The sequence below is a fragment of the Synechococcus sp. MIT S9451 genome, from assembly GCF_047304725.1.
Classification (GTDB): domain Bacteria; phylum Cyanobacteriota; class Cyanobacteriia; order PCC-6307; family Cyanobiaceae; genus Synechococcus_C.
Map to the genome: position 1 here is coordinate 2,194,182 of NZ_CP138971.1, position 22,814 is coordinate 2,216,995.

The window sequence follows — 22,814 nt, forward strand, 5'->3', positions numbered from 1 at the left end:
GTCAGGCTTACGTGACATTCCTGACGCCTCGCGGGTACACTCCCAGCCGGTCCGGACTTCTGTCCGATTTCAGGTCACCTGCGAGGTACTCCATGGCGCTAGTTCCCCTTCGGCTTCTGCTCGATCACGCAGCCGAGAACGGTTACGGCATCCCTGCTTTCAACGTGAACAACCTTGAGCAGGTTCAGTCGATCATGGAGGCGGCTCAAGAAACCGATTCCCCGGTGATCCTTCAGGCATCACGCGGAGCCCGCACCTACGCCGGCGAGAACTTTCTGCGTCATCTGATCATCGCGGCTGTCGAGACCTATCCCGACATCCCCGTGGTGATGCACCAGGACCATGGCAACAGCCCCGCCACCTGTTTTGGTGCTGCCGCCAACGGCTTCACCTCCGTGATGATGGACGGCTCTCTGGAAGCTGACGCCAAGACGCCTGCCTCCTACGACTACAACGTCCAAGTCACCAAGGAAGTGGTCGACGTGGCCCATGCCATTGGCGTGAGCGTCGAAGGCGAACTGGGATGCCTGGGATCTCTCGAGACCGGCAAAGGTGAAGCCGAAGATGGTCACGGTTTCGAAGGTGAGCTCTCCAAGGATCAGCTCCTTACCGATCCCGCCGAGGCCGCTGACTTCGTCGCCAAGACCAAGGTGGATGCCCTGGCCATTGCCATTGGCACAAGCCATGGTGCCTACAAATTCACCCGCAAGCCCACAGGCGAAGTGCTTGCGATCAGCCGTATCGCTGAAATTCACAAAGCCATCCCCAACACCCATCTGGTGATGCATGGCTCCTCCTCCGTTCCTCAGGAATGGCTGGAAATGATCAACAAATACGGCGGTCAGATCCCCGAGACCTACGGCGTCCCTGTTGAGGAGATCCAGGAAGGCATTCGCAACGGCGTGCGCAAGGTGAACATCGACACCGACAACCGCTTGGCCTTCACTGCAGCCGTGCGTGAGGCAGCCGCAGCTGATCCCGCCAACTTCGATCCCCGCCACTTCAACAAGCCGGCTCGCAAGTACATGAAGCAGGTCTGCCTCGACCGTTACCAACAGTTCTGGGCTGCAGGCAACGCCAGCAAGATCAAACAGCGCGACATCAACTACTTCGCCGGTCTGTACGCCAAGGGTGCCCTTGATCCCAAGGCTGCTGTTGCCGCCTGATCATCAGCTTGATCAAGAGCATGGGGGCTTCGGCCCCCTTTTTTGATGGTTGCTTCGACGAGACTGCATTCCTTGCCTGACAGCAAGATCCTCAGGGGAGACCCAGCGCTGTGCCCTCACGGCGAGGATCAGCAGCACCATGCCAGACACCGTTGATGCGATGTAGCAGAGCAGTGCCACTGGAAAATCGTTGCTGACGCAATGGCTGATGTGAATCGTTCAGCTCAGTCAGAGGGAAAGGCCAGGCCAGAGGTGGATCCTTTTCAAGCACCAAGGAGCCGCGCCGGATGGAGAGATGGGGGAGGGCCACAGCCCGGGAAGGGGGTTCCTTCCAAATCAGTGAAGCAACCAGAACGCGGCTCAGGAAGTGGGGGATGGTGCGCCCCCCTGGACTACCCAGGACCATCACCGGAGCCCCCTCCTCGAAGACGATGACCGGAGCCATCGATGACAGTGGCCGACGGCCGGGCATGCGGCGATTGGCAACGGGCACACCCGCGACATCGGGCCGGAAAGAGAAATCGGTGAGCTGATTGTTCATCACCATGCCCTGAACCACATAGCGACTGCCGAAGACCGTTTCAACCGATCCGCTGTAACTGGCCACATTGCCTTGTCGATCAACAATCGACACATGGGTCGTGCCCTGCTCATGACCGGAACCAGGCAAAGCAAAGGGAAAATGGCCGATCTCGGGGGGAAGACCAGGCTGGACAGGGAAGCCTGGAGAAGATTCCATCAGCAAGGCGCGCTGCCGGAGATAGGAGGGTCTCAACAGGGATTCAGTCGGTGAGGGGCCATCAATGGGATCCCGAAGCCAATAGAGACGGTCCGCATCCGCTAGAGGGATGGCTCGGGCCATTCGGTGCCAAGCCTCCGGATGAGTGGGCCCCGGCAGCTCACCGGCTGTATTGAGCAACGCCAAGGTTTGAAGCAGGCCAAGACCGCCGCTGCTGGGTGGGGGAATCGTGCAAAGCCGATAGCGTTGGAAATCTCGGCACAGTGGTTGACGACGCCTCACGGCATAGGAGGCAAGGTCTGAGATCGACCAACCACGGAATCCGGTTTGACTTGGCGCCAGAGTGTTGATCGTCTTGACCATCTGCTGGGCAAGGCTGCCGCGGTAGAAACCGGGTGCACCAACCTGCGCCAACTCCTCAAAGGTTTGGGCGAGAGCCGGATTGCGGAAGCGTTGATCCAAGGCTGGAGGCTGGCCATCAGGCAGATAAAGAGCCTGAAACGCAGGGCTGTGCCCAACGCCTAACCGCTGAGCAAGCTCAATGGATCGCCGTAAGCGAGGACTAGGTAAAAAGCCATCTTGGGCCAGGCGAATCGCCGGCTGCAAAGTGCGTGGCCAGGTCAAGAGGCCATGACGCTGATGCGCCTCCCAAAGCAGCGCCACGGTGCCAGGAACCCCAATCGATGTGAGGCGACTGCTCGCCGTACGCCAAGGCAGCGGTTGCCCCTCCGGAGTCAGCAAGTCATCGGGACGACTGCTGGCAGGGGCCGTTTCTCGACCATCGAAAACCTCCAGCTCCTGCTGGCGCGCATCCCAGTGCAGCAAGAAGCCGCCGCCCCCAAGGCCAGAACTTTGGGGCTCCACAACCGCCAACACCGACTGAGCTGCGACGAGTGCATCGATGGCCTGCCCTCCCTCCTGCAAGACAGCCAATGCGGCGGCACTGGCCTTTGGATGGGCCGTGACCACAACGGCAGCGCCGACTGCAGCGGAGCCAGCGGCATGGACCTCACCAGCGTGTTCCGGATCATCGCGACTGACCGGTGCCGCAACAGCGAGACCGCTCACAAGGCTGATGACCAGGAACAGACAACGGATCATCCGAGCAGGGTGAGGCTTCCGCGTGTGCCATCCAAACGCGCCATCCTCCCCAACGGCAGTGCCATGTTCGGACGACCATGGCCCACAGGAAGATCCAGAACCAAGGGGATGCCGAGTTCTCCGAGGCGTTCCTCGAGAATTTCTTCCATCGTGAAATCACCTGGGAGGATGTCATCCTTCGCCCAGCTGAAGCGACCACAGGCCACTCCAGCAAGGGACTGGAGCAAACCAGCCATACGCCAGTGGGTGAGCATGCGATCAACGCGGTAGGGCGCTTCACCGACATCCTCCAGCACAAGAATCACCCCCTTCAGATTTGGCATCCATGCCGTACCGATCAGGTGCGTGGCCACCGTGAGGTTGGTCACCACAAGTGGCCCAGTGGCCACGCCTGAGCGCACAGACCTACCGATGAGCGGTGCCACAGACCGACCAGACAGAAGGTCAACCGTGCGCTGCCACTGAAGATCAGATCCGCCACTGAAGCCGTGGATTGCACCAGGCAATCCTGCTGCCCACTGGGCCAATAAAAGAGCGCTGGTATCTGAAAAGCCAAGGGTCCACTTGGCACGTCGCGGGAAACGAAAACCCGCTTCCAAAACACGAGCCCCTCCCCAGCCGCCGGCCAAGGTGATCACGCCATCCACCGAGGGATCAGACCAGGCAGCCTCCAGCTCAGCCACGCGCTCGTGGTCTTGACCAGAGAAATAACGCCACTGGCCCATCACACTGGGAGGGACCTCCAGATGCCAGCCCTCGACGGCACAGCGTTGAATCAGGGGGGTGAGATCGGTCTCGGGATCAATCCAGGTGCCTGGGTTGACCGCCCGCAGTCGAGAACCGCGTCGCAAAGGTGAGGGTGGAGCCGAAACAGACATCGATTGACGGCCTGCAGCCAAGGCTGCAAATGGCCCGAAAACAGAGCTTCCCAGCACACCTGCTCCGACACATCCGAGGCGGAGCAAAGCGCGTCGGGACAAGGGGGCTAGATGGCTGCGATCAATCACCAGGCCTCCGACGGCACAGGGCTGCAAGCAGTTTGGAGCTGATCAGAGGTCACCGCAGCCGGTCTCGAACCCAGACAGCTCAGAACGGAGACAGCTCACAACGGAGACGCGGAACTCTGCGATGCATAGGACATCAACAAAGCGGTGGGTTCAACTGAGCAGGGCCTTGATCAGCAAGCGTCCGTCAACCCCTCCGGTAACGGCATCACAGGCCCGCTCGGGATGAGGCATCAGGCCGAGCACATTGCCTTCGGCATTGGTGATGCCGGCGATATCGCCAACGGAACCATTGGGGTTGGAGAGGTAGCGAAAAGCGATGCAGTCATCATCTTGCAGTTGACGCAGGGTCTCGTCAGAGCACTGATAACGGCCTTCTCCGTGAGCAATGGGCAGCGTGATCCTGTCACTGGCTTTGGCTGCGTTCGTCCAGGGAGTGCGCACTGAAGCGATCTCCAGTTCGGCATCCTCACAAATGAAATGGAGATTGCGATTGCGCGTTAAGGCGCCGGGGAGCAATCCCAACTCGGTGAGCACCTGAAAGCCGTTGCAGATGCCAAGGACCCTTCCACCCCGTGCTGCGAAGTCAACAAGCGACTCGAGCACAGGGGCGAACCGGGCAATTGCACCGCAGCGCAGATAGTCGCCATAGCTGAAACCGCCGGGCAAGACAACCGCATCCAAGCCACTGAGATCCCTCTCCTCATGCCAGAGGTAGCGGGTGGGAATCCCCAGACACCCCTCACTGGCCCAGCGCACGTCCCGGTCACAGTTGGAACCGGGAAAGACGACAACTCCGACACTCATGCTTGCTGAAGCTCCAGAGTCCAGTTCTCAATCACGGGGTTGGCCAGAAGCCTGTCACTGAGGAGTTCCAACCGGCGACGAGCTTCATCCTCATCAGGGGCCTCGAGTTCAAGCTCCACCGCCTTACCGATACGTAATTTGCTGACGCCATCGACTCCCAGACGGAATGCCGCTGAACGGGTCGCTTCACCAGCCGGGTCGAGCACCGACGAACGCAGATTCACCAATACGCGGGCTTGATAACGCGGCACGGTCACCTCGTAGGGATTGTTAAATCTTGGCAGGCCGGGGCACCGCGGCCGAATCAGCAGATGCACGTTGAAGAAAGGCCCAGCGGCGCAGTGCATCAACATCCCTCCATTCCCATCACAGCGGTTGTGCTGACAGCAACGGTGACGACTGGGATTGGCTTGATCAGTTCAAACCTAACCAGAGCCCGTAGCCAACAGGCAGAGACCATTGCCCTGGAGTGTCGGAGCCAAGAAGGCCCTTGGCTGCCCTGCCGGATGGGAATCAACCGCATTGGCAGCCAGTGGTGGATCGAAGTAGCCCAACAACGGATTCGGTTCGAACACGACGGAAGCGGCAGTGTGCGTATGCAATCCCGTGCTGGTGCCGACTGGATCCCTGTGCAATCCAGCTGGGCTGAAGAGCAAGTGCTGTGCTGGGGATCTCTTTGCGCGCGTGGAGCCATGCCGCTGGATTAAACAAGCCAGGCTCAGACTTCCGGTAGGCAGCTAACAGCAAGTTCAAACGGGACCGCTGAAGCAGGGAGCTCAAGCAGTCGAGACGACAGTGCAGCCAGGTCTTGAGGCTGGGTCATCGCTTCAGGCGGAAGGTCGGTGATGCCTTCCACCATTTGGGTGTTGACCCAACCCGGGCAGATGGCCGTAACGCGGATACCGGACTGCCAACCTTCATTGCGCATCGTTTGGCATAAACCCATCAGGGCGAACTTGCTGCTGGCATAACCCGCCAAGCGACCTTTGCTGCGTTTTCCACTCATCGAGACCAGCACCTGAATCCTTGCGTCGCCGTGGGCCTGCAGCCATGGCCAAGCCGCTCTGGTCAGCCACCAGGGCCCCATCAGATTCACCTTGAGCAACAGTTCCGGCTCATGAGCATGGGCATCGGAGAACAGCAGAGGCGTGGGGAGAAGGATCCCAGCACAATGGATCAGGGCATCAAAGCCAGCGAAGGCTGCATCAGCGGCCTCCACCCAACGGGAGGCCGCCTCTGGATCAACGGCGTCGTAAGGCACCAATTGAATGCGATCAGAGCCGGCGATGGCGGGATCCAGCACTGACCCTCTTAGAACATCAGGATTGCGTAGGCCAAGGCTGAGACGGTGTCCGTCTCGCAATGCCTGCTCAGCAATCGCCCGACCGATGCCGCGCGAGGCACCGCTCATCAGGATGGTTCGTCTCGTCATCTCCATCCTCAAAGTCCAATCACAATGGAATTGTGCTTGGACAGATGGGAGTGAGAACAAGGGGGATCGGCATCAAAGCCGCATTGAGCGGTTGGAACCTCAGCTGGGCAGGGTTGTGGCGCAATCAACAGGGAGAGTGGTGGCTGCTCGGCCAAGGTGTCCTGATCCTGGCGGTGATCATCCTGCCGGGATGGCCTCAGAGTGCGTTGGCAGATCTCAACCTGATCTGGCGCAACTGCCTGATGATCAGCGGCGGAAGCCTCCTGACCGGAGGTGTGGTGTTGGCGGTGGCGAGTTTTCTCGCACTGGGAGACAACCTTTCTCCCCTACCAGAGCCAAAACCTGGAATCCAACTCGTCCAGTCAGGCCCCTATCGACTCTGCCGCCATCCGCTGTATTTAGCGGTCCTGATCTGCGCAGCCGGCGTGATGCTGATGCGACAGAGCACGTTGCATCTTGCGCTGCTGATCGCCCTCGCCATGACCTTGCGCGGAAAAGCAAAACGCGAAGAACTAGGCCTGGTCAGACGCCATCCTGACTACAGAACACTGTTCTCTGGAAAACCAGCCATCCTGGCGTGGATTCCAGGGCTGAACTGGTCCATTGAGGACGCATCATGAGCGCCCCAACCAACAGTCGATTGTCCGTGATCGCTGCAGGCATCGTCGGCAACGTCATGGAGTGGTACGACTTTTCGCTCTATGGCTATTTCGCTGTCGCGCTCAGTCACCACTTCTTTCCCTCCACTAATCCTGCTCTTTCCCTTCTCGCAACATTTGCTGCTTTTGCAGCGGGATTCCTGGTCAGACCCCTGGGTGGACTGATCATTGGTCGAATCGGCGATCGTCACGGCAGCCAAAGAGCTCTTTTGATCAGCGTTGTGGCCATGGCCATTCCCACAACACTGATGGCGTTCTTACCCACCTATGAACAGATCGGCATCGCAGCACCAGTGCTGTTGGTCAGCCTTCGCCTGCTTCAGGGTCTATCTGCAGGAGGTGAATACACGACCTCAATTGTCTTTCTCTGCGAACGTTCACCGGAACGGAGGCGAGGCATTCTTTCAATCTGGGGATTGTGGGGATCCGTTGCTGGCATGTGGCTGGCGTCAGCCCTCAGCGACGGACTGGCGCAACTGTTGCAACCCGATCAGCTGGAGCAATGGGGTTGGCGACTGATGTTTGCACTGGGTTCATTCATTGCGTTCGCAGGGGTGATGATTCGCAGGCATCTGAAACCAGCGTTGCTGAATCAAAACAAGACGTCTCAACCACTGCGCATGGTGCTGAAGCACCGTTGGCCGATCACCAAAGTGATGCTGCTCAATGTGGCTAGCAGCGTTAGTTTTTATCTCTTATTTGTCTACGTTGTCAGCGATCTTGAAACCATCGACAAACTCTCAGCAGCAACTGCCCTGTCACTGAATACACGCGTGATGGCGCTCCTCTTGATTCTTTATCCGATCGCGGCCTGGATCAGCGACAGGGTTGGTCGCAAACCACTGTTTGTGATCGGCAGCGGCTGGTTAGTTCTTGGCGCTTGGCCCATCTTTACCCTGCTCCAGAGCGACAGCATCAACAACATTCTTCGTGGCGAGGTGGGGCTGGTGATGGCTGTGGCCATCCTGGCTGGCGCCAAAAATGCGGCCAACGTCGAATTAATGCCTGGCGAGGTGCGCAACACAGGCCTGGCGCTTGCCTTCAACGTTGCAGAGGGATGGATTGGAGGCCTCACCCCTCTTGCCGCCACATGGCTGGTGTTGCACACAGGTCAGCCCGTCAGTCCTGCTCTACTGGCAGCGGTTGCAGGTCTGATCACCTTGATTACCTGTCTTGGCTACACCCGTGAAACAGCCTTCACACCCTTCATCCACTGACCCAGGTGGAGCGTATTGACATCTCAGGTGAGACCTGAGGTCAGACAAGGAACTGGCTTTTTCTTTCGTGAGCGAAAAAAACAATCCGTAGCTTTCTGCATCCAATGCGGTGGTGCGGATGCTGAAGGGACGCCTCTCGATCACGCTTGTGTTTCTCTCTGCTGTTCTGACAGCACCTGGATTAGCAACTGCTCAGACCCTGGAGCAGGCCCTAGCCACCATTGCCCTGGCAAGACCCCAAAGCACCGCTCCCGCAAGGAGCAGCATTGTGCCAGAGGAGCTACTGGCACGTCTCCAACAAGATGGAGAGTCGGTGCTCGTGCTCGAAAAGACCCATCGACGGTTAGCAGGCACGGGTGATCCGATCTGGGATCTGCGCTTGGAAATCCCTGGCCATCCGGTCCGTCACTACGACGCGCTCAGTGGTCGAGCCAATCGCCAGGATGCCGATCGCGACCAGATGGGAAGCCGCGCCCCTCTTCCCGCAGGCCACTACACCCTTGGCCCCGTGGAACCATTGGCGGCAGGTGCCTACCCGGAGCTCGGCCCAATCTGGATCAGCATCGAACCAACCTTTACGACCGGTCGAAGGGTCCTAGGCATTCACCAAGATCCAAGCGCTGGACGCAATGGCAACAGCGGCACCCTTGGCTGCATCGGCCTAATCGACCGCAATGACCTCTTGGATTTAGCGCAACAAGTGAAACGAGCCAAAATTCGGGAACTCGTTGTGACCCACTGAGCATTGGCGATCAGATCGCCTGGCGACTGCTGTCGTGAGATCAGAGCCTGCCGACCAACATCGTTGGTGATGGTGCCGCCGGATTGACCAGTCTTGTGAGCTTTGCGCTGACTGGAATTGCCATCCAGACCAGCCTTCTAACTCAGTGACTGGGACAGGGCTTCACTGCAAAGCATGGATGGCGAGGATGATCGAGGCAGAAGCCTTCTCCTCGAACAGAAGGCTTTCGATTCACGCAGGCACGGGCAGGAGTTCACCCAAACGGTCAGCCGCATCAGCAACAAAGCCGATCACCACCAAATCAAGACCGGCCCCACTATCGGGCCGCCAGGCTTGATCAGGCGCGGCTTCGAACCACGATTCAAGACGAGGTCCAACCATCTGCAGCTGTAGCGGCAGGGCTTTACCCGGGAGCCACACCCGACCTTTCAATCGCACCACTTGATTGCGAGCCACGAAGTCTGGGAGCAACTGTTCCAGAGCCTCTCGAGAGACGGAGCACTCCATGCGCAGAAGGCCACTGACCGCCTCGACATGGGTGTGGTCGTGATGGTCGTGATGATCGTGATGATCGTGATGATCGTGATGATCGTGATGATCGTGATGATCGTGATGATCGTGATGATCGTGATGATCGTGATGATCGTGATGATCGTGATGATCGTGATGATCGTGATGATGGTCCGCCTCAGGCGTTGCAGACGCAACAGCGTGTCGATTGGTGCCGAGCACCAAAGCCGGATCAACAACGCCCCGCTCGATCGCCAGCAAGGGCGTTCCACTTCGAACCTTGCTGCTGAGCTGCTCACGAACACCACTGAGCTGAGCGGGGTCAATCAGATCGGCGCGACTGATCAGAACCTGGTCTGCGGCCTCAAGCTGGTCAGCAAACAGTTCTTCAATGGCACTGATGTGATCGAGGCTCGGATCGTCCTGCCGTTGACGCTCGATGGCCTCGAGATCACCCACCGGGCTGCCGCCAGCAAGAGATTCACCATCCACAACCGTAATCACACCGTTCACCACAACTTTGGAACGCACTTCTGGCCATTCCAAAGCCTGTAAAAGGGGTCGAGGCAGTGCAAGACCACTCGTCTCAACCACGATGCCGTCGAGGGAATCAGTTCGCTGGAGAAGGGTCTCCATGGTTGGCAGAAAATCATCCTGCACGGTGCAGCAGAGACAGCCGTTATTGAGTTCAACCAGACGTCCCTCAAGCTCATCCTCTGGACAAAATCCACAGTTTCGGATCAGATCTCCGTCAAGACCGACGGTTCCGAATTCGTTCACCATCACTGCAAGTCGCTGCCCACTGTTGGACAGCAAGTGGCGAAGCAGGGTGGTTTTTCCGGCACCAAGAAAGCCGGTAATCACGGTGACAGGGAGACGACGCATCATCGACAGCCAAGACTCTCGCGGGTACTGATGGAAGTAACACTGTTCACCCCATCAGCCCGGGCGCACAGTGCTTTTTGCTGTGAAAGATCTATCACGGCGTTGCTGAAATCAGCGCCATCAATGCGGGCATCTGTAAATCGGCTCTGCATCATCATCGCGTTCTCAAAACGGGCATCACGAAGATCAGCACCATCAAAACGACTCGCAAAGGCCACAACGTCACCGAGGTCTGCCCTTTGGAGGTCTGCACCCTGAAGCATTGAGGTATTGATCACGGCACCACGAAGATCGCTGTCCGACAAATCAACGCCCTGGAGATCAGCCTTGAGGAATTCCTTCTCCTTCAGGTCCAACCCATGCATATCAGCGCTGATCTCCTGCACAGCAAATTGGCCACGGAGCTCAGGGGCGGTGATCGCCAGAGCAGGCTCCGCTCCCAAACACAACACGGTGCCCGTTAAGCAAAACAGCGCTGTCAGCAGTCCAGCGGCAATGGCACGAGTGTGCTTGAGCCGTGCGGCAAGACCGCAAAAAAAGGCGACCATGGTCGTGGGATTGGATCTGACGGCCAAGCGGCGAACCACCTGCCGTAGTTTGAAACGTCACGTTATGGCAGCTGCCCACCAATCCACGCGACATGGCCAAGACCCTGAGGGTGGTGGTTCCCCCCCATCCCCTGATTGCCCACTGGCTCACGGTGCTGAGGCATGCGGGAACACCAGCAGCCCTTTACGCGACCGGGATGGAGGAGCTTGGCCGATGGCTCTGCTACGAGGCGGTACGCGATTGGCTGCCCCATCGGAAGGAAGCCGTCACCACACCGCTTCAAGACACAGAAGGCAGTGTGATCGAGGCTTCTGTGCCGCTTCTGACCATCCCGTTGATGCCGGGAGGTCTCAGTCTCTGGCAGGGCGCACGTCAGGTGCTGCCCAATGCACTGCTTTGCCTTGATGGTGTTCCAGAGGTGATTGAGCCCCAAGCTGGCGTGGTGGTGTTTCTTGACCAAATCAGTGATGGCAGCCAATGCCTGAAGGCTTTGGACAAACTTGCCGATCGCGGAGTGGATGACATGCGCCGGGTTCGGATGATCACGGCGGTAGCCGCCAGCCCAGGCCTGAAGCAGATCGGCGAGCAGATCCCTGATTTGACGATTCACACCGCTTGCATCGATGAAAGCCTGGATGACAACGGCAGGGTTCTGCCAGGCATCGGTGACCCTGTTCAGCGAATGCAGATCAGAACTGGATCAGCCACCTAACCTGAAGGACAAGGCATCAGCAGCAGACCATGGCCCAGCGCGAGACGGCTTCCGGCACCCTTGCCACCCTGATCAGCGGCGCCGTCATGGGCGCTGCCGGTCTGGCTTGGTGGCTGCTTTCCGAAGCGGATCGTCGTCAACATTCCAAACGCCAGCGATCCATGCTTTATGCGCCGCGCATCCAAGACGGCAGTGAAGCCTTCGATGCAACTGAGAAAGTGGTCCAGGAAGGCCAGCTTGAACATCGCGTCGAACAGCTCAATGCCGCGATCGCCGATGTGCGAAGGCAGCTCGAGGATCTGGGTGCCAGAAGCTGAACCCTGCAGTCGGTAGGTTGGCGACAGTCATTCACCGGCCACCGGCTGCAATCGATGCTCCGCTCCGACGCCGTCACGCAGGGAATCCAACGCTCACCAAACCGAGCGATGTTGCGTGCAGTCGGCTTCGGTGATGCCGATTTTGGCAAACCGATTATTGGAATCGCCAACGGCTACAGCACCATCACTCCTTGCAACGTGGGGCTGAACGATCTGGCCATGCGAGCGGAAGAGGCCACACGCATGGCCGGAGGGATGCCTCAGACCTTCGGCACCATCACTGTCAGTGATGGCATCTCAATGGGCACCGAGGGGATGAAGTATTCCCTCGTGAGCAGGGAGGTCATCGCTGATGCGATTGAAACCGCCTGCAACGGCCAAAGCATGGACGGAGTGCTGGCCGTCGGGGGCTGCGACAAGAACATGCCCGGCGCCATGCTCGCCATGGCCCGGATGAACATCCCCTCAATCTTTGTGTACGGCGGCACGATCAAACCAGGGAAGCTGGGAGGTTGCGATCTCACTGTGGTCAGTGCCTTTGAAGCTGTCGGTCAGATCACAAGCGGCAAGATTGACGAAGAACAGCTCACGGCGATCGAAAAGAACGCTTGTCCGGGAGCCGGCAGCTGTGGAGGAATGTTCACAGCCAACACGATGAGTGCCGCAATCGAAACGCTTGGCCTGAGCCTCCCCTACAGCTCCACCATGGCTGCTGAGGATGCCGAAAAGGCCGACAGTGCGGCCCTCTCCGCCGAAGTGCTGGTCGAGGCGATCAAATCCGATATCCGTCCACGAGAGCTGCTCACCCGAGAAGCATTTGAAAACGCCATCAGCGTGATCATGGCGGTGGGAGGCTCCACCAATTCGGTGCTCCATCTGTTGGCCATCGCTCGCACCGCGGGGATCGATCTCAACATCGACGACTTTGAAAGCATTCGCCAGCGCGTTCCTGTGATCTGCGATCTCAAACCAAGCGGCAAGTTTGTGACCGTTGATCTCCATCAAGCTGGTGGCATTCCACAGGTGATGAAACTCCTGCTTGATGCAGGCCTGCTCCATGGGGACTGCCGCACGATCGAAGGCAAGAGCCTGAGAGAACGGCTGGCCGATGTTCCGGCCATGCCACCTGCCGATCAGGAGGTGATTCGCCCCCTATCCAATCCGCTCTACGCCAAAGGACATCTGGCGATCCTCAAGGGCAATCTGGCCGAGCAGGGTGCCGTTGCCAAGATCAGCGGCGTCAAGAATCCAGTCATCACTGGCCCAGCAAGGGTGTTCGAAAGTGAGGAAAGCTGTCTGACCGCGATCCTTGACAACCAGATCAAGGCCGGAGATGTCGTGGTGGTGCGCAATGAGGGACCGGTGGGGGGGCCGGGCATGCGCGAAATGCTGAGCCCGACCTCAGCAATCGTGGGGCAAGGTCTGCTCGACAAGGTGGCCTTGATCACCGATGGCCGTTTCTCAGGTGGCTCTTATGGGCTGGTGATCGGCCATGTGTCCCCGGAGGCCGCGGTCGGCGGCACCATCGGCCTCATTCAAGAAGGTGACAGCATCACTGTGGATGCCAACCAACTGTTGTTGCAATTGAATGTGGACGACAGTGAGCTAGATCGACGTCGCAGTGCTTGGAGCACTCCAACACCGAAATACCGCACCGGAATTCTCGGCAAGTACAGCCGACTGGTGTCATGCGCCAGCGAAGGGGCGGTCACAGACCAACCCTGAGCACTGCCACAGCCAAACTCACATCTCCGTCATCTGGCGCCAGATGTTCCTGGCCCTTGAAGGGCAGTTGGCGAAGGCATCAGCAAAGACATTTTCAAAAAAGGCAATGCCAATTTCCTTTTGGTCTAGATCGATCTGATCCATCGACTCTGGATCGAGATCCTGATCGAGCATTGTTTTGATCACGCTCTTCTCGATTGCTGTTTTAAGGTCATTGCCCTGGCAGTAGAGCGCTGCGCTTTCTCGACCCATGAATGCCGCAATATTGATTCTCTGTGCAGGCGAGAGCGGGCGGGCCTGCACGGATCCGGAGACAGCGACCGCCACCATCCATGGCGCCAAAAGAACAATCGGCAATGCATTGCTCACGAAGAAGCTTCCAGAGATCTCACCATTCAAACCATGAATAGGGCCCTTAGCCGGCGCGTTAGCGCCTCCAGGGGCGCACCATCCTCTGGGGCCGAACAACGTTGACCACTGTCGGCATTCATCCAGACCGGATGCTGCCCCTGCCAGAGCAGGGGGCGGTCTGGCTGATTCCACCAGCCAAGCATGAGGTTCAGATCCTGACCGCTGCGATAGAGCTCCAGCTCAAGGTCCTCGTCTGGACAGCGCTCACCGTCCGGATCTCTGCACTCAATCCTGAGGCGAAGGTCATCTCCACTCTCCAGAAGGTCAGTGAGAAGCCTTGGAGCATCTGAGATCGCGCTGGCATCGTCCAACAACACCACAGCGTGGCGGAATGGCTTTCGGCACACGTCAGCAGCGGATGCAATCAGAACAAGCAGGTCAACCGACGGGTCAGCGCTGTCATCCCGTAACGCCAAATCCATCCTTCAGAAGGCCTCAATGGAACGTAAGAGCAGTCGGATCGAACCTGCTCTGAATCCAGGATTGGCATCACCCTGGTCATCGAAGCGGGAATGGAGCAGCTGAAGACGGGTCAGGGCTGATGGTTCAAAACGCAACGGGAGGCGAAGAGGTTTGGCACGAATCACGGGCCGTAGGTCCTGGAACTGAATCTCAGCCACTGTTGTTCCTGAGCTGTTGGTGCGGATGGAATGCACCCAACGCAAACCACCAGGAATCAATTCACTCATCCCCATCACTCCATCACTGCATGCCAGAGCAAACTTGAGAGTACGACCCTCTCCATCAACACAAATTCTCAAGGCACGATAGGCCGAAAGATTGAGAGGAGGCTGGAAACGTGGGGATCGACAACTCACAAATCCTCCACCTTGTTCAACAATATTTCCCTCGAGGAGAAGGCCTTCCGCAGTGAGTCGACAAGCAGAAGAACTGGACCCACCCATGATTGTGTCGTTAAGAACAGACCATTCACGGAGGTCTCCAATCGGATACGCCATCAGACCTAAACGGGATCAATGATTGGGGACATCATCATAAGATTGACCATTGAAGGTGACTCTGAACCCAGTGCATCTACTTTGACAAATCGCGACCAATACGATGTTTCAATTCAACTTTAGAGCTGAAGCGAAGTCAAAATAGACCAAAAGTTTAGAGAACGGTGGTAATCAAGCCGGTTGCTTCTAATCCAATCAAAGGGATCAAATCAACCTCATCCCAATCGCTACCCTCACTGATCCGGTGCAGCGGCTTGATCACAAAGGATCGTGATCGGCTGTTGAGATTGCACCAACTTGGCAGGTGTGCGTTCTGGTGACTCCATCGGATCGAGTAATCGACTCAGAGCCTGACGCTTGCCTTCGCCACTCACCAGAAAAACCACTTGACGAGAAGCACTGAGAACGGGTGCCGTCAGGGTGATCCGATCAAGACCTTTACCACGACCAATGGTCGTCCAGCGATTGGTCACCAGAGGAGCATCCGTTCCTGGAAACAGCGAGGCCGTATGACCATCATCGCCAAGGCCCAGCAACATCAGATCAAACACGGGTGGATCTCCCGGGCAAAGCCGCCCGATCAGATCAGCAAAAGCCTCGGAACTGGCTTCAGGGCTCGCCAGTTCAACTGTGGGGACAGGATGGAAACAGGCCTGAGCACCTGGAGATCCTGGCTCCATAAGCGTGTGACGGAGCATCCGGGCATTGCTGGAGGGATCCTCAGCAGAGACCCAGCGCTCATCACCTAGCAAGACATCGACCCTGTCCCAGGGGAGATGCTGTTGAGAGAGCAAGGCATAGGCCTTAGCGGGGGTCGTGCCACCGGACAAAGCAATCTGGGCACGATCGCGTTGATCAAGGGCGAGATCAATGGCTGTCGCAATGGTTTCTGCGGCACGGCGAGCGAGATCCTGAGAATCCCCGGCGCACACGAGTTGATACGGAGTCATGCTCATCAATCAACCTCAATCCAGCCATTCCGTGTGAAAAGCACCCGGTTTGTCGGTGCGCTCATAGGTATGGGAGCCAAAACAGTCACGCATGGCCTGCACCAGATTCTGGGGAAGTCGGCCAGTGCGGTAGCTATTGATGTAATCGAGGGTGCTGCTCAGACAAGGAACTGGAATCCCTGCTTGGGCCGCTCCGGCCACGACCTTGGCCAAACCAGGCAAACGCCGGTTGACCTGATCCGCAAACCAGGGGTCGATCAGCAGATTGGGCAGTTGTGGATCGGCATTGAACGCATCCTGAATGCGCTTGAGTAAGCGAGCTCGGATAATGCAACCCCCCTTCCAGATCTGAGCAATGGAAGGCATGTTCAGGTTGTAGTCATGCTCAGCAGAGGCAATGCGCATCAGCTCCATGCCTTGGGCATAGCTGGCCACACAAGCCAAAACCATCGCATCCATTAAAGGAGCCATTCCATCGTCGGGGCTTCCCATGTCAAACGGGGTCGGGGCAGGTCCGCGCAAAACCTCTTCGGCCTTGACGCGCTGATCCTTCATTGAACTCATCACCCGGCCGTTTAATGCGGCATAGATCGTGGGTACAGAGGCACCCATCTTCAGGGCACTAACCACTGTCCAAAGCCCAGTGCCCTTCTGACCAGCCTTGTCTTGAATCCGCTCGACGAGATCAGCACCATCATCCGGGTCTTTTGTCCGCAGGCAGACCTCTGTGATCTCCACCAAATAGGAGGCCAGTTCCTCAGTGCTGTTCCAATGGGCGAACACATCAGCCATCTGAGAACCATTCATGCCACCGACCCGCTTCATCAGGTCGTAGCCCTCGGCAAGGATCTGCTCAATTCCGTACTCAATGCCGTTATGAACGGTCTTGACAAAATGACCCGAGCCACCAGGACCGATGTAGGTGACGCAAGGTCCATCCTCAACCTGGGCTGCCATTTTGGTCACCAGGCTTTCTATGGCGTCGTAAGAAGCTTTTGTTCCACCAGGCATCATGCTTGGCCCTTCAAGGGCTCCTTTGGCACCACCTGACACACCCATGCCGATGAAGCCAAAGCTCTTGCTTTCCAGTTCGGCAACTCGACGTTCCGTATCGTGATACTCCGAGTTACCGCCGTCGATCAGTAGATCCCCTTGCTCGAGATAGGGGGAGATCTGTTGAATCACAGCATCCACCGGTGCCCCCGCCTTCACCATCATGAGGATGCGGCGAGGATGCTGCAGTTTGCTAACAAAATCCTGAAGATCTGTTGCTCCTTGAATGTTCTTACCAGCACCTTGGCCAGCAAGAAATTCCTCAGTCTTGGAGTAGGTGCGGTTGTAAACCACACTCGAGAAGCCGTTGCGCTCTGCGTTGAGCACAAGGTTCTCGCCCATTACTCCGAGACCGATCAGGCCGAAATGAGCCTTGGACATCGTCAAAGGTGGTTTGCAATGTCCTCAGTGTGACCATCGGGCAGAGAAACCGCTGCCCTCAGAGCACCGTCTGTCAGAAAGAGGAAACCAAAGCCCGGCTCAGATCACCATCCCATCAGGGATCGTGGCATTTTTCACCACGACAACAATGCCGTTACGGATGTAGAAACCAAGTTCCGGACGATCGGCCTCTTCAACATTGTCCTTATTGACAATGGTGACATTTCGTCCGATTCGAGTGTTCTTGTCAAGGATGGAACGCTTCACAGTTGAGCCTTCGCCCACACCGAGCGGTGTACCGCCGTTCAGACGCAGCTCCTCACGCTCTGAGGTGGATTCGAAAAAATCGCTCCCCATCAGCAAGGAATCTTGGAGAACGACGTTGTTCTCGACGCGGCTTCGAACACCGAGGACGCAATGATTGATGCTGCAGGATTTAAGAATCGTTCCCTCACCAATACTGGAGTCAATGATCTGTGCATCGACCAACTTACTAGGGGGCAAATAACGTGGCCTTGTATAGATAGGGAAGTCTTCGTCGTAGAAGCTAAATGGAGGCTTAGGCTGCTCTGTCAAGGCGAGATTTGCCTCGTAGAAAGCCCCAATCGTACCAATATCTTCCCAATAGTCGTCAAACACATAACTCCTAAGATTCATCCCAGACTTAAGGGCTTCAGGAATCAACTCCTTACCGAAGTCCTTATAGGTCGGATAATCATTAAGGAGACCAAAGAGAGCCTTGCGACTGAATACATAGATGCCCATTGAGGCGAGATAGGGCTTCTCCTGGGCCGACTCGGGAGACAGGCCAAATCGGGCTGTATTAACAGCCATCTCCTTAAGAGAGTCACCCTTTGGCTTCTCTCGGAATTCCTGAATTGCACCGTTCTCATCAGTGCGCATCAAGCCAAAGGATTCAGCCTGCTTCGGGTCGACGGGGAGCGCAGCAACAGTGAGATCAGCACCAGATTTACGGTGATGTTCAACAAACAAGCTGTAATCCATTCGATACAGCTGATCACCGGAAAGGATCAGGTATTCATCAACATCCCATTCCTGGAATAGCCACTGGTATTTACGTACAGCATCAGCTGTGCCTTCAAACCATGATGGGCTCTCAGGGGTCTGCTGGGCCGCTAGTACCTCAACAAAACCCTGGCCGAAACCAGCACTGAGGTCGTAAGTCTGGGAAAGATGGCGGTTCAGAGATGCACTGTTGAACTGAGTCAACACATACATCTTGGTGATGTTTGAATTGATGCAGTTGCTGATGGGGATATCAATCAGGCGATACTTACCAGCCAGAGGTACAGCTGGCTTTGCCCTCATTTTGGTGAGTGGGTAAAGACGGGTACCCGCTCCTCCACCAAGAATTATTGACAGAACGCGCTTCATGCCGGTGCCTTAACACTGGAGACGGGGGCAAACCTAACGGACTTTGTGCTCAAAAAACCATCAGCACCCTCAGATCAACCAAGAACGATGAGACTCTGATCGAGACTGCTCTCAGCCCTTGCCTCTCAGGCGATCTCAGCTGGTGGATTGGTCCTCACCAAGGGAAAACACGCGCTCAACCACACGCAGGGCTTCCTGGCGCTCAGAGCGGGGCTGAGGGCTACGCAACTGGGTCACTGGCGCGTGAAGGATCTTGTTGAGGATGCCCTTCGTGAGGGCCTCCACAACTTTGCGCTCCCGCGCGGAAAAGTCAGGCCCCATGCGGCTAAGAGCCTTTTGAAGCTCCTCAGTGCGAATCTGTTCTAGAGACGCCCTTAAGCGGTTGATGGTTGGCACTGCCTCAAGGCTGTCCCACCACTCAAGAAAAAGGCGAGACTCAACATCAAGCAGACCCTGGGCTTCCATCGCCACCTGCTGGCGTGCCTCCTGGTTGCGGGCTACGACCTCTTGGAGATCGTCCACGTCATGGGATTCAACGCCTGGAATGCCCTCAACATCCGCGGAGATGTTTCGCGGCACGCCGATATCAATCAGGCGAAGGGCGTTCAGCCGATCCAGCTGATTGAGACGGGCTGCATCGATGATGGGTTCATCGGTGGCCGTACTGGTGAAGACCAACGAGCATGTACTGAGGCAGTGATCCAGGTCCTCAAGCGATCGGCACTCCACTGGCAATCCAGGAAAATCTTCAGCCAGAGCGAGTGCTCTCTCGCGCGTGCGATTGAGCAGCTGAACGCCGGAACAACCTTTGGACTGAAGGTGCTGAAGCAGCAGCCGACTCATTCGGCCAGCGCCAACCACGGCGACCTTTTCAGTCTCAAGGGTGACGAGCTGGTCGAGGCCTCGGGATTGGCCGAGCTTGAGCTGGGCCAGTTCGACAGCAGCTGAACTGACTGAAACCGCACCCGTGCTCAGATTGGTTTCAGAGCGAACTCGCTTACCAGTACTGACGGCTTGCGTCAGCAACCGGTTGAGAATCGGACCGATGGATTTGTGTTCCTGACCCAGACGCATCATTTTCTTGACCTGGGAGAGGATCTGCCCCTCGCCTAGAACAAGACTGTCGAGACCAGCCGAGACCCTGAGTAGGTGATCGACAGCTTCGTGATGGTGATAGGCAAAAAGATGAGGAGAGAGGGCCTCGGTAGCCAGGCCTGAGTGCCCACTGAGGAACTCCCGTACCGCGGAAATTCCGAGTTCGGGATGACGCACCAGGGTATAGATCTCAAGCCTGTTGCAGGTACTGAGGATGGAAGCCTCAAGCACCTGCTCATGACCACGGAGGGTCTGGAGAGAGGTCTCCATGGTTTGCTCAGGAATACTGAGCTTTTCACGGATTTCGACCGGTGCCGTGCGATGACTGAGGCCGACGACGGCAATGTGCATGGAGATGCTCCTCTTATCCAGTCGTTGAAGGTCAGTTCAGCGCGATGCTCTGAGCGCCGTCCTTGATATGCACCGTGTCGGTGAAGCGACAGGTGTTGTCAAGGTTGCTGATCACCAGGCTGCTGGTCCGGGTGCAGTCCTTCTCGAACTTAACGCCGTTGAAGAGCAGGCCATCAGTGATGCCACCGCCAGCGAAGACAACATGCTCTCCGGAGGCAAGCTCCTCAGCTTCGTAGATCTTGTCTGGATCGGTGATCCCCATCTCCTCAAGGCGTGCCAGGTTGCCTTCCTTGGTGAGGTCAGCCCATTCCTGGGTCTGAGCAACGGCCGGGTCATAGACCAACTGGCCCTGGAAGTGGCCACCAAGAGCGCGCATGGCAGCGGCAGAAATCACGCCTTCGGGGGCTGCACCGATTCCCATCAGACAGTGGGTGCCAGTACCGGCAAAACCACAAGCAATAGCTGCCTGAACGTCGCCATCGGAAATGGGCTGAACACGGGCACCGGTGGCACGGATTTCAGCAATCAGATCTTTGTGACGGGCACGATCCATCACGACAATGGTGAGGTCGCTGACGGCAATGCCAAGACACTCACTCAGAATTTTGATGTTCTCAGTGGCCGACTTGCGAATGTCCACCTTGCCCTTGGCGGCCGGGGGAGCAGCCAGTTTCTTCATATAGAAGTCTGGAGCGTTGAACAGACCACCTCGATCGGAAGCAGCGAGGACTGCCATGGAGCCTCGCTGGTTGTTGGCACAAAGGTTGGTGCCCTCGCAAGGATCCACAGCGAAGTCAACGCCAGGGCCTGTGCCGCTGCCGACTTCCTCACCGATGTAGAGCATCGGAGCTTCATCACGCTCGCCCTCACCGATCACAATGCGGCCTTGCATCTGGATCTGGCCCATGCGCTGACGCATTGCTTCAACAGCTGCGGCGTCAGCTTCGTCCTTTTGACCGAGACCGGTGAGCTTTGCGGAAGCGATAGCCGCCTGCTCAACGACCTCGAGAATTTCCTGGATAAGAGTGCGATCCACGGGTATGCGGCGTTGGGGTAAAGGGTGCAGCGAACGGTGAGCTGACCTGGCGATCCACGGGAAGGGCAAGGAACCCGATGCCGCAGGACTTCTCAGCTCAAGAGCGCGGCTCACTGTATCAGCGCATTCAGCGGTTCCTACAATCGCCGCGCATTCCCGCGGATCCCCCCATGAGCACCAAGCCCCTGGTGATCTCTCCATCCATCCTTTCAGCTGACTTTGCTCGCCTTGGCGAAGAAGTGAAAGCGGTGGATCAGGCCGGTGCTGACTGGATCCATGTGGATGTGATGGATGGCCGTTTCGTGCCCAACATCACCATTGGGCCACTGATCGTTGATGCGCTTCGTCCTGTGACTGAGAAGCCTCTGGACGTTCATCTGATGATTGTGGAGCCGGAGAAATACGTCCCCGACTTTGCCAAGGCTGGAGCAGACATCATCTCTGTGCAGGTCGAAGCCTGCCCCCACTTACACCGCAACCTTGGCCAAATTAAGGATCTGGGAAAAATGGCTGGCGCCGTCCTCAATCCCGGCACCCCGATCGACACACTGGAGTACTGCCTCGAACTCTGCGACTTGGTGTTGATCATGAGTGTGAATCCCGGTTTCGGAGGCCAGAGCTTCATCGACAATCAAGTTCAGAAAATCCGCGATCTACGCCGGATGTGTGAAGAGAAGGGTGTCGATCCATGGATTGAAGTGGACGGTGGCATCAAGGGAGCTAATGCCTGGAAGGTGATCGAAGCCGGTGCTAACGCAATCGTGAGTGGATCTGGAGTGTTCAACCAACCCGATTACGCAGCTGCGATCCAAGGAATCCGCGATAGTAAGAGCTCCTGAGCAAGAGGTTCAATCAACAACTCCGAACCAACTCGAAGCGTCAAGGTCCACCCCAAACGGGTGGACCTTTTTTTTGGCGATTAGTTGTACAAAACGGACTGAATTAGCAAGTTTTTGCTCGGGAGACTCTCGAGTTTGATTCAAATTCTGAAATCAATCATGCAGCAGTCAGCCAGGCATCAACCACCCCAAAAAGCATCAACAAGAGGCAATAAAGCAATTTGGCGCCTGTTATACCTTGAGCGAAGGGGAGATAGACAGGCCTACTACAAGGCAAGATCACTTTCCAGTTAAGACAATATCGCTGAAGCATGGCCAAGCATTGACATGCTCCAGCCAATGCAATCGAGCAGATTGTCCTCAACCCCGCCTTCTTGCACTTGCCCCCAGGCTGGAGAGCATCCAGGCAGCAAGCGTTGACACCGCAGCCCCAAAGGCGAGAAAAGCCACAAGCTGAGTTTCCAAAGACGACATCAGCTCAGATCAAACAACAGGGGCTATCCCACGATGGCGGGCTTCAAGCTCAGCCGTGGGAGACGCTGGAATCAATGGCCGGCGTCTGGGTTCGGGACGCGGCACGAACAACACCGGAAAGGAGAGACCAATGAAGGCAGTCGTGACGGCCAAAAACACCAGCATCGGCACGGGTCGAATCAGAGGTTGCCGCTCTAAAACTGCACCGCATCGCGAGCAAATCGGCGTAGCACCCCTTGGGGGATGCAACACGATCGCTGGTCCACAGCAGCAATCCGGACAACGAAAACGGGGCATCAGCCAAG

Annotated in this window: 25 protein-coding genes; 9 read left to right on the forward strand and 16 right to left on the reverse strand. The window is 57.1% G+C overall.

Features of this window, described 5'->3' with window-relative positions:
- The first annotated feature begins 92 nt into the window (after window positions 1-92).
- Window positions 93-1,166, forward strand: a complete 1,074-nt coding sequence (gene fba, locus SIB72_RS11450; protein ID WP_115014752.1) for a class II fructose-bisphosphate aldolase — start codon at window positions 93-95, stop codon at window positions 1,164-1,166.
- A 91-nt stretch (window positions 1,167-1,257) separates the two neighbouring features.
- Here the strand turns inward: fba and SIB72_RS11455 are convergent, their stop codons facing one another.
- The 4 genes from SIB72_RS11455 to purS form a co-directional block, all read right to left on the reverse strand.
- On the reverse strand, window positions 1,258-3,006 hold the full coding sequence (locus tag SIB72_RS11455) for a gamma-glutamyltransferase family protein (protein WP_413743940.1): 1,749 nt from the start codon (window positions 3,004-3,006) through the stop codon (window positions 1,258-1,260).
- Window positions 3,003-3,884 carry a S66 peptidase family protein gene (locus SIB72_RS11460; RefSeq protein WP_413743941.1) on the reverse strand — a complete coding sequence of 294 codons (882 nt, stop codon included), beginning with the start codon at window positions 3,882-3,884 and terminating at the stop codon, window positions 3,003-3,005. The genes SIB72_RS11455 and SIB72_RS11460 overlap by 4 nt, the downstream gene beginning before the upstream one ends.
- A gap of 279 nt (window positions 3,885-4,163) precedes the next feature.
- On the reverse strand, window positions 4,164-4,817 hold the full coding sequence (gene purQ / locus SIB72_RS11465) for a phosphoribosylformylglycinamidine synthase subunit PurQ (RefSeq protein ID WP_413743942.1): 654 nt from the start codon (window positions 4,815-4,817) through the stop codon (window positions 4,164-4,166).
- A complete protein-coding gene (gene purS / locus SIB72_RS11470) occupies window positions 4,814-5,068 on the reverse strand; it encodes a phosphoribosylformylglycinamidine synthase subunit PurS (RefSeq protein WP_413745117.1) in 255 nt (84 codons plus the stop codon). The genes purQ and purS overlap by 4 nt, the downstream gene beginning before the upstream one ends.
- Window positions 5,069-5,128: 60 nt before the next feature.
- Here purS and SIB72_RS11475 point away from each other — a divergent pair, with 60 nt between their 5' ends.
- Window positions 5,129-5,524 (forward strand): hypothetical protein, encoded by a 396-nt coding sequence (locus tag SIB72_RS11475; protein ID WP_206749563.1) that lies wholly within the window; start codon window positions 5,129-5,131, stop codon window positions 5,522-5,524.
- Window positions 5,525-5,535: 11 nt separating this feature from the next.
- Here SIB72_RS11475 and SIB72_RS11480 read toward each other — a convergent pair whose 3' ends face one another.
- Window positions 5,536-6,249: an SDR family NAD(P)-dependent oxidoreductase gene (locus SIB72_RS11480; RefSeq protein ID WP_413743943.1), complete on the reverse strand. Its 714-nt coding sequence runs from the start codon at window positions 6,247-6,249 to the stop codon at window positions 5,536-5,538.
- Window positions 6,250-6,293: 44 nt separating this feature from the next.
- Here SIB72_RS11480 and SIB72_RS11485 point away from each other — a divergent pair, with 44 nt between their 5' ends.
- The 3 genes from SIB72_RS11485 (at window position 6,294) to SIB72_RS11495 (ending at window position 8,867) form a co-directional block, all read left to right on the forward strand.
- Window positions 6,294-6,869: a methyltransferase family protein gene (locus SIB72_RS11485; RefSeq protein ID WP_413743944.1), complete on the forward strand. Its 576-nt coding sequence runs from the start codon at window positions 6,294-6,296 to the stop codon at window positions 6,867-6,869.
- A complete protein-coding gene (locus tag SIB72_RS11490) occupies window positions 6,866-8,125 on the forward strand; it encodes an MFS transporter (RefSeq protein WP_413743945.1) in 1,260 nt (419 codons plus the stop codon). The genes SIB72_RS11485 and SIB72_RS11490 overlap by 4 nt, the downstream gene beginning before the upstream one ends.
- A gap of 118 nt (window positions 8,126-8,243) precedes the next feature.
- Complete coding sequence (locus tag SIB72_RS11495; RefSeq protein WP_413745118.1) at window positions 8,244-8,867, forward strand: L,D-transpeptidase; 624 nt, start codon at window positions 8,244-8,246, stop codon at window positions 8,865-8,867.
- A gap of 231 nt (window positions 8,868-9,098) precedes the next feature.
- Here the strand turns inward: SIB72_RS11495 and SIB72_RS11500 are convergent, their stop codons facing one another.
- Window positions 9,099-10,265, reverse strand: coding sequence for a GTP-binding protein (locus tag SIB72_RS11500; RefSeq protein ID WP_413743946.1), 1,167 nt, complete (start codon window positions 10,263-10,265; stop codon window positions 9,099-9,101).
- The gene (locus tag SIB72_RS11505; protein WP_413743947.1) at window positions 10,262-10,810 is read right to left on the reverse strand and encodes a pentapeptide repeat-containing protein; all 549 of its coding nucleotides are present in this window, start codon (window positions 10,808-10,810) and stop codon (window positions 10,262-10,264) included. The genes SIB72_RS11500 and SIB72_RS11505 overlap by 4 nt, the downstream gene beginning before the upstream one ends.
- Window positions 10,811-10,902: 92 nt before the next feature.
- Here SIB72_RS11505 and SIB72_RS11510 point away from each other — a divergent pair, with 92 nt between their 5' ends.
- From SIB72_RS11510 to ilvD, 3 genes are read left to right on the forward strand one after another with little or no spacing between them, the layout of a single operon-like run.
- Complete coding sequence (locus SIB72_RS11510; protein ID WP_115121490.1) at window positions 10,903-11,523, forward strand: uracil phosphoribosyltransferase; 621 nt, start codon at window positions 10,903-10,905, stop codon at window positions 11,521-11,523.
- 29 nt (window positions 11,524-11,552) lie between these two features.
- The gene (locus tag SIB72_RS11515; RefSeq protein WP_115121489.1) at window positions 11,553-11,840 is read left to right on the forward strand and encodes a hypothetical protein; all 288 of its coding nucleotides are present in this window, start codon (window positions 11,553-11,555) and stop codon (window positions 11,838-11,840) included.
- A 54-nt stretch (window positions 11,841-11,894) separates the two neighbouring features.
- Complete coding sequence (gene ilvD / locus SIB72_RS11520) at window positions 11,895-13,565, forward strand: dihydroxy-acid dehydratase (protein WP_115121488.1); 1,671 nt, start codon at window positions 11,895-11,897, stop codon at window positions 13,563-13,565.
- A gap of 18 nt (window positions 13,566-13,583) precedes the next feature.
- Here ilvD and SIB72_RS11525 read toward each other — a convergent pair whose 3' ends face one another.
- From SIB72_RS11525 to glpX, 8 genes are all read right to left on the reverse strand, one after another.
- Window positions 13,584-13,934: a hypothetical protein gene (locus tag SIB72_RS11525; protein WP_413743948.1), complete on the reverse strand. Its 351-nt coding sequence runs from the start codon at window positions 13,932-13,934 to the stop codon at window positions 13,584-13,586.
- A 26-nt stretch (window positions 13,935-13,960) separates the two neighbouring features.
- On the reverse strand, window positions 13,961-14,398 hold the full coding sequence (locus tag SIB72_RS11530; protein WP_115121486.1) for a hypothetical protein: 438 nt from the start codon (window positions 14,396-14,398) through the stop codon (window positions 13,961-13,963).
- Window positions 14,399-14,401: 3 nt separating this feature from the next.
- Window positions 14,402-14,935 (reverse strand): CIA30 family protein, encoded by a 534-nt coding sequence (locus SIB72_RS11535; protein ID WP_413743949.1) that lies wholly within the window; start codon window positions 14,933-14,935, stop codon window positions 14,402-14,404.
- Between the two features lie 233 nt (window positions 14,936-15,168).
- On the reverse strand, window positions 15,169-15,885 hold the full coding sequence (gene pgl, locus SIB72_RS11540) for a 6-phosphogluconolactonase (protein ID WP_413745119.1): 717 nt from the start codon (window positions 15,883-15,885) through the stop codon (window positions 15,169-15,171).
- Window positions 15,886-15,900: 15 nt separating this feature from the next.
- Window positions 15,901-17,319, reverse strand: coding sequence for an NADP-dependent phosphogluconate dehydrogenase (gene gndA / locus SIB72_RS11545; protein WP_413743950.1), 1,419 nt, complete (start codon window positions 17,317-17,319; stop codon window positions 15,901-15,903).
- 99 nt (window positions 17,320-17,418) lie between these two features.
- Window positions 17,419-18,714 (reverse strand): glucose-1-phosphate adenylyltransferase, encoded by a 1,296-nt coding sequence (locus SIB72_RS11550; protein WP_413743951.1) that lies wholly within the window; start codon window positions 18,712-18,714, stop codon window positions 17,419-17,421.
- A 135-nt stretch (window positions 18,715-18,849) separates the two neighbouring features.
- A complete protein-coding gene (locus SIB72_RS11555) occupies window positions 18,850-20,160 on the reverse strand; it encodes a glutamyl-tRNA reductase (RefSeq protein ID WP_115121482.1) in 1,311 nt (436 codons plus the stop codon).
- 31 nt (window positions 20,161-20,191) lie between these two features.
- Complete coding sequence (glpX, locus tag SIB72_RS11560) at window positions 20,192-21,196, reverse strand: class II fructose-bisphosphatase (protein WP_115121481.1); 1,005 nt, start codon at window positions 21,194-21,196, stop codon at window positions 20,192-20,194.
- Between the two features lie 170 nt (window positions 21,197-21,366).
- Between glpX and rpe the strand changes: the two genes are divergently transcribed.
- Window positions 21,367-22,035 (forward strand): ribulose-phosphate 3-epimerase, encoded by a 669-nt coding sequence (rpe, locus tag SIB72_RS11565; protein WP_115015293.1) that lies wholly within the window; start codon window positions 21,367-21,369, stop codon window positions 22,033-22,035.
- 483 nt (window positions 22,036-22,518) lie between these two features.
- Here the strand turns inward: rpe and SIB72_RS11570 are convergent, their stop codons facing one another.
- Complete coding sequence (locus tag SIB72_RS11570) at window positions 22,519-22,680, reverse strand: hypothetical protein (protein WP_413743952.1); 162 nt, start codon at window positions 22,678-22,680, stop codon at window positions 22,519-22,521.
- Window positions 22,681-22,814: the final 134 nt, after the last annotated feature.

Coding starts and splice junctions, on each gene's coding strand:
- purQ (WP_413743942.1), bottom strand. CDS start 4,817: ATGAGTGTCGGAGTTGTCGTCTTTCCCGGTTCCAACTGTGACCGGGAC.
- fba (WP_115014752.1), top strand. CDS start 93: ATGGCGCTAGTTCCCCTTCGGCTTCTGCTCGATCACGCAGCCGAGAAC.
- SIB72_RS11495 (WP_413745118.1), top strand. CDS start 8,244: ATGCTGAAGGGACGCCTCTCGATCACGCTTGTGTTTCTCTCTGCTGTT.
- SIB72_RS11505 (WP_413743947.1), bottom strand. CDS start 10,810: ATGGTCGCCTTTTTTTGCGGTCTTGCCGCACGGCTCAAGCACACTCGT.
- pgl (WP_413745119.1), bottom strand. CDS start 15,885: ATGACTCCGTATCAACTCGTGTGCGCCGGGGATTCTCAGGATCTCGCT.
- rpe (WP_115015293.1), top strand. CDS start 21,367: ATGAGCACCAAGCCCCTGGTGATCTCTCCATCCATCCTTTCAGCTGAC.
- SIB72_RS11530 (WP_115121486.1), bottom strand. CDS start 14,398: ATGGATTTGGCGTTACGGGATGACAGCGCTGACCCGTCGGTTGACCTG.
- SIB72_RS11510 (WP_115121490.1), top strand. CDS start 10,903: ATGGCCAAGACCCTGAGGGTGGTGGTTCCCCCCCATCCCCTGATTGCC.
- SIB72_RS11550 (WP_413743951.1), bottom strand. CDS start 18,714: ATGAAGCGCGTTCTGTCAATAATTCTTGGTGGAGGAGCGGGTACCCGT.
- SIB72_RS11480 (WP_413743943.1), bottom strand. CDS start 6,249: ATGACGAGACGAACCATCCTGATGAGCGGTGCCTCGCGCGGCATCGGT.
- SIB72_RS11460 (WP_413743941.1), bottom strand. CDS start 3,884: ATGTCTGTTTCGGCTCCACCCTCACCTTTGCGACGCGGTTCTCGACTG.
- SIB72_RS11485 (WP_413743944.1), top strand. CDS start 6,294: ATGGGAGTGAGAACAAGGGGGATCGGCATCAAAGCCGCATTGAGCGGT.
- ilvD (WP_115121488.1), top strand. CDS start 11,895: ATGCTCCGCTCCGACGCCGTCACGCAGGGAATCCAACGCTCACCAAAC.
- SIB72_RS11455 (WP_413743940.1), bottom strand. CDS start 3,006: ATGATCCGTTGTCTGTTCCTGGTCATCAGCCTTGTGAGCGGTCTCGCT.
- SIB72_RS11475 (WP_206749563.1), top strand. CDS start 5,129: ATGCACGTTGAAGAAAGGCCCAGCGGCGCAGTGCATCAACATCCCTCC.
- SIB72_RS11515 (WP_115121489.1), top strand. CDS start 11,553: ATGGCCCAGCGCGAGACGGCTTCCGGCACCCTTGCCACCCTGATCAGC.
- SIB72_RS11500 (WP_413743946.1), bottom strand. CDS start 10,265: ATGATGCGTCGTCTCCCTGTCACCGTGATTACCGGCTTTCTTGGTGCC.
- SIB72_RS11535 (WP_413743949.1), bottom strand. CDS start 14,935: ATGGCGTATCCGATTGGAGACCTCCGTGAATGGTCTGTTCTTAACGAC.
- gndA (WP_413743950.1), bottom strand. CDS start 17,319: ATGTCCAAGGCTCATTTCGGCCTGATCGGTCTCGGAGTAATGGGCGAG.
- SIB72_RS11555 (WP_115121482.1), bottom strand. CDS start 20,160: ATGCACATTGCCGTCGTCGGCCTCAGTCATCGCACGGCACCGGTCGAA.
- SIB72_RS11490 (WP_413743945.1), top strand. CDS start 6,866: ATGAGCGCCCCAACCAACAGTCGATTGTCCGTGATCGCTGCAGGCATC.